The following is a 6,028-nucleotide window of genomic DNA, read 5'->3' on the forward strand; positions in this document are numbered from 1 at the left end:
ACCTTGGCTGACACGGATACCGTGGTCTTCCAGCTTACGGAAGAAGAGACAGGAACACTATTGAAGCAAGCACACCGCGCGTACAACACGGAAGTGAACGATTTGCTGCTGACTGCACTAGGCATGATGCTGTACACGTGGACCGGTCATGAACGTAGCCTGATCAACCTAGAGGGACACGGACGTGAGAACATTTTGCCGGATACGGACATTTCTCGTACGGTAGGCTGGTTTACGAGTCCATATCCGGTGCTGCTGGATATCGGTCGTGGTCATGCTTTGTCGGATCGAATCAAACAGGTCAAAGAGAGCCTGCGTCAGATTCCGAATAAGGGAATGGGCTACGGAATCTGGAGATATTGGAGTGAATCTGGTCAAGCGATTCAGCAAGCAGATGTACTGAACCTTGGTCAACATCAAGCTTTTGCCGAGCCACAAGTAAGCTTTAACTATCTCGGACAGTTTGATCAAGACTTGCCAAACAGCGATATCCGCATGTCTCCTTACTCGATGGGATCGGTCGTGAGTGACCGGACGAAGATGAAATATGCGCTCGATGTGAGCGGAATCGTCACGAACGGCATCCTGGAACTCGACATTCAGTATAACGGCAAAGCCTTCCGTAAAGATACGGTCCAAATGCTGGCTGATCTGTTGAAATCCAATCTGCTTGAAGTGATCGAGCATTGTGTGACACGGGAGCGGACCGAATTGACTCCAAGTGATGTACTGTTTAAAGGTCTGACTCTGGAGCAATTCGATACGATTAAGGAACAGACCAAGACGGTTGGGGAATTGGAAAATGTGTACCCATTGACCCCCATGCAAAAGGGGATGCTGTTCCACAGTCTGATGAATGCAGAAACAGGCGTGTATTTTGAGCAGGCAACCTTTGATCTTGAGGGCCACTTTGCACCGTCCATATTCGAGGAAAGCCTAAAGCTGCTGGTTAGTCGCCATGCGATATTACGGACGAATTTCTACAGTGGCTGGCATGGTCAACCCTTACAAATCGTCTATCGTCATAAAGATTCGAGCTTCCGTTATGAAGATGTCAGAGGGTGTGAACAGACTGTAGCTGAATTTGTGTCTCAGGATAAAGCCAGAGGCTTTGATTTAAACAAAGATGCGCTCATGCGCGTAGCTGTCTTCCGCACGGGTGATCGCTCATATCGTTTTGTATGGAGCTTCCATCATATCGTAATGGATGGCTGGTGCCTGTCCCTGATGACGGACGAAGTGTTTGGTGCATATGCTGCCTTGCTGGAGAACAAGCAGCCAGCGCTTGCACCTGTCAAGCCGTATAGTGACTATATCGAATGGTTGGAACACCAAGATGCACAGGAAGCATCTCGTTATTGGAGTGACTATTTGGCAGGTTTTGAGCAGCAAACCTTGTTGCCTGGTGAGAATGCGCAAGTTTCTGTAGTAGAACGGGATGAAGATACCAACCGAAGCGGTCAAAGTTCGAATCCCGGCTATGTTTTGGAAAAGCTGCCATTGATGTTGGGCAAAGAACGAAGTGCCGCCTTAAATCAAATGGCCAAGCAACAACATGTCACGATTAACACATTGCTGCAAAGCGTTTGGGGCGTTATTTTACAGAAATACAATAATCATCAGGATGTTGTGTTTGGTAGTGTGGTATCCGGTCGTCCGGCAGAAATTGCAGGTGTGGAGAGCATGATCGGTTTGTTTATCAACACGATTCCGGTACGCATATGCAGTGCACCGGATGCTACATTTGCTGACGTATTGCAGCGTACGCAGGAACAGGCTTTGGCCTCCAGTGTCTATGACACGTTCCCGCTCTACGACATTCAGGCACGGACTGAACAAAAACAAGACCTGATCAATCACATCATGGTCTTTGAAAACTATCCCATCGGGCAGCAGATGAAGCAGATGGGCGGTTCCGGCGAAGCGGACGCACACACAGGCTTCTCCATTGCTAATGTGGAACTTACAGAGCAAACCAACTACGATTTTAACCTGATTGTCGTGCCTGATGAGGATATCTCTATCCTACTTGAGTACAATGCGCTGGTGTATAACCGGTCTGCAATGGAGCGTATCTATGGTCATATCGACCACGTCATCGGACAAATCGTGGAGAATCCGCATATCCGTGTGGATGAGCTGGCATTGGTAACGCCGGAAGAACAGGCGCAAATCGTACAGGTATGGGGAGATACGGCAGCAACCTATCCGCAGGATCAAACGCTAAGCAGTCTGTTTGAGCAGCAGGCCGCGAACACGCCGGAGCAAGTGGCGGTGTTGTGCGGAGCGGCATCGTTGACCTACCTTGAGCTAAACGAGCGAGCGAACCGTCTCGCACGCACCTTGCGTTCGGAAGGGGTTAAACCAGATCAGCCTGTGGGTATTCTGGTTCACCGTTCACTGGACATGATCGTGGGCATCTATGCGATCCTCAAGGCCGGCGGAGCCTATGTGCCAATTGATCCGGAATACCCAGCAGACCGCATCCGCTTTATGCTGGAGGACTCAGGCGCGAAGCTGGTGCTGACGCAATTGCATCTGGCGGAGCAAGCATCGCTGAGCTTCGATGGTCAGGTGCTGGTGCTGGATCGTCAGGAGCAGGATGACAAGGACATTTATCACGAAGATGGCTCGAATCTGGAGCCACTGGCCGGGCCGCGTCATGTTGCGTACGTCATCTATACGTCCGGTTCGACGGGAAAACCGAAGGGCGTAATGGTAGAGCACCATTCCGTGCTGAACCGGATTTTGTGGATGCATAATCGCTACGGCTTGAGTGCAGAAGATACGATTCTGCAAAAGACCGCCTTCACCTTCGATGTGTCGGTGTGGGAGTTGTTCTGGTGGTCAATGGTCGGCTCGAAGGTAAGCCTGTTGTCCGTGGGCGGGGAAAAGAACCCGGAAGACATCGTCGACACGATTGCACACGATGGTGTAACCACGATGCACTTTGTGCCCGCCATGCTGCATGCATTCCTGGAGTATGTGGAGCAGCAGCCACGAGATGTGATGCAAGCGAAGCTGGGCACGCTGCGCCATGTCTTTGCCAGCGGCGAAGCGTTGCCGCCACAGCATGTGGCGCGGTTCCAGCGGCTTGTGTCGAGCCTGGCTGGAGCGAAGCTGGTCAACCTGTATGGACCAACCGAAGCGACGGTGGACGTGTCGTACTTCGATTGCGAGCCGTCAGAGGAATATGCAGTGATCCCGATCGGGAAACCGATTCAAAACATTCGTCTCTACATCGTCAAGGAAGGCACGGAGCAATTGCAGCCGATTGGGGTTGCAGGGGAGCTGTGCATCGGCGGTGTCGGCGTAGCCCGCGGTTACCTGAACCGTCCGGAGCTGACGGCCGAGAAATTTGTGAAAGATCCGTTTGCCAGTGGGGAAACCGGGTATGAACGGATGTACCGCACCGGCGATTTGGCGAGATGGATGCCAGACGGCAACATTGAGTATCTGGGCCGGATCGACCATCAGGTGAAAATCCGGGGGTACCGGATTGAGCTGGGCGAGGTCGAAACGCAGCTGCTCCAAGTGGAATCGGTACGAGAAGCGGTCGTTATGGCTCGTACGGATGAAACGGGTCAAAAACAAATGGTCGCCTACTATGTCGCCGGAAAAGAAATCGGAGCCAGCGAGCTAAGAAGTGAGCTGGGCCGAGAATTGCCAAGCTACATGATCCCATCGTACTTTGTACAGCTGGAGCAAATGCCGCTGAGCCCTAATGGCAAAATCGACCGCAAGGCATTGCCAGCACCGGAAGGCAGCCTGCAAACCGGAGCCGATTATGCCGAGCCGCGTACGGCGCAAGAACGCGCGTTGGTCGCGGTCTGGCAGTCCGTACTGGGACTACAGACGGTCGGTATTTTGGACAATTTCTTTGATCTGGGCGGCGATTCGATCAAAGCGATCCAAATCGCATCCCGTGCGTTCCAGGCCGGCTATAAGCTGGACATGAAGGATTTGTTCCAATATCCGACAGTTGCAGCCCTGGCACCGCATATGCATGAGGTCTGTCGTATGGCAGATCAAGAAGAAGTGAGCGGGGAAACGGCGCTACTTCCGATCCAGCATTGGTTCTTTGCGCAGGAGCGCGAGCGTCCGCAGCACTTTAATCAGGCGGTCATGCTCTATCGCGCTGAGGGCTTTGAGGAGACGGCGATTCGTCAAGTGATGGATCACCTCGTGAAGCATCATGATGCGCTACGTATGGTCTTCCGTCAGACTTCCGCTGGTTATACGGCTTGGACACGCGGTGTAGAGGAAGGCACGCTGTATACGCTGGAAACGGTGGACTACCGTAAACAGGAAAACTATGCGGAAGCGCTGGAAGTGAAGGCAACGGAAATCCAAAGCAGCATGGACCTGTCCGCAGGACCGTTGGTGAAGCTGGGATGGTTCCGTACCACTGAGGGCGACCATCTACTGATCGCCATTCACCATTTGGTGGTGGACGCAGTGTCGTGGCGGATTCTGTTCGAAGATTTCTCGACAGGCTACGAGCAGGCGATCCAGGGCGAGCCCGTACGATTGCCGTATAAAACAGATTCCTTCCAAACTTGGGCACAGGAGTTATCTTCTTACGCCAATCGTCCTGAGGCTGCCTCGGATGCGTCGTATTGGAAGCAGCTGGAACAGGCCAAAGCGGAAGCTGCGCCGCTGCCTAAGGATTTTGCCTACGAGGGCTCCTTAAACGCAGACAGCGAAGTGCTGACCGTAGCGTGGAGCGAAGCTGAAACCGAGCAACTGCTGAAGCAGGCTCATCGCGCCTACAACACCGAGGTCAATGATTTGCTGCTGACCGCGCTGGGACTCGCGCTGCACAACTGGACAGGCGCAGGCCATGTGCTGGTGAATCTGGAGGGACACGGCCGGGAAACGATCCTGCCAGAGGTGGATATTACGCGTACGATCGGCTGGTTTACGAGCTTGTATCCGGTGTTGCTGGAGACCAGCAAGGAAATGACACTGGCTCAGCGGATTAAAGAAACCAAGGAAGGCTTGCGCCGGATTCCGCATAAAGGGCTGACCTATGGCATTTGGCGTTACCTGTCCTCTGGGTCCAGATCGAATGACCGTGCGATTGCAGCCGAACCGGAAATCAGCTTTAACTACTTGGGGCAGGTGGATCAGGATCTGCAAAACAGTGGAATCACGTTGTCGTCCTACCATGCAGGGGAGACAGAGGATGCCCATTCCCGCTTGCCGTACACGCTGGATTTAAACGCGATGATCTCGGAAGGCACGCTGCGTTTGACAATTGCTTACAGCCGTAAGCAGTATCGTAAAGAAACGCTGGAGCGTGTGGCGGGACTGCTGCAATCCGCTTTGCAAGAGATCATTGCGCATTGCACCGCTCAGGAACAACCGGAACTGACGCCAAGTGATGTATCCTTCAAAGGCTTAACGACTGGAGAGCTGGAACAGATTGCGGAACAGGCGGCACATATTGGTGAGCTGGAAAATGTATACGTACTGACGCCAATGCAAAAGGGGATGCTCTTTTACAATCTGATGGATTCGCAATCGGGAGCGTATTTTGAACAGGCATCCTTTAATCTGCGAGGGCATTTTAATATCGCTGCATTTGCGGCCAGTCTGGATGTCTTGGTGCAGCGGCATACGGTACTGCGTACGAACTTCTACAGTGGCTGGAAGGATGAACCGCTTCAGGTCGTGTACCGGAATAAGCGCAGTGAACTGTATGTTGAGGATCTGCGGGATATGGAGGAAGAGCAGCAAAACGAGTACATCCTCGAATTTACACATAAAGACAAGCAAAGAGGCTTTGATCTGGCAAAAGACGCCTTGATGCGTGTCGCTGTGTTGCGCACAGGTGAGGAATCGTACCGTTTTGTATGGAGCTTCCATCATATCGTGATGGACGGCTGGTGCTTGTCGCTGGTGACAAACGAAGTGTTTGCGAGTTATTTTGCGATTCTGGCTCATAAACAACCGGAACTGGCCCCTGTCACGCCGTACAGTCAATATATCGAATGGCTGGAACAGCAGGATCGTCAGGCCGCAA

General features: G+C 52.6%; 1 protein-coding gene. It reads left to right on the forward strand.

The window, feature by feature from the left end; all coding sequences use genetic code 11:
* Positions 1–6,028: non-ribosomal peptide synthetase (locus tag MMB75_RS25810; protein ID WP_277511598.1), on the forward strand; the 6,028-nt coding region annotated here is incomplete at both ends.

Source organism: Paenibacillus sp. P2(2022) (assembly GCF_029522175.1).
In the GTDB taxonomy this organism is placed as follows: domain Bacteria; phylum Bacillota; class Bacilli; order Paenibacillales; family Paenibacillaceae; genus Paenibacillus; species Paenibacillus polymyxa.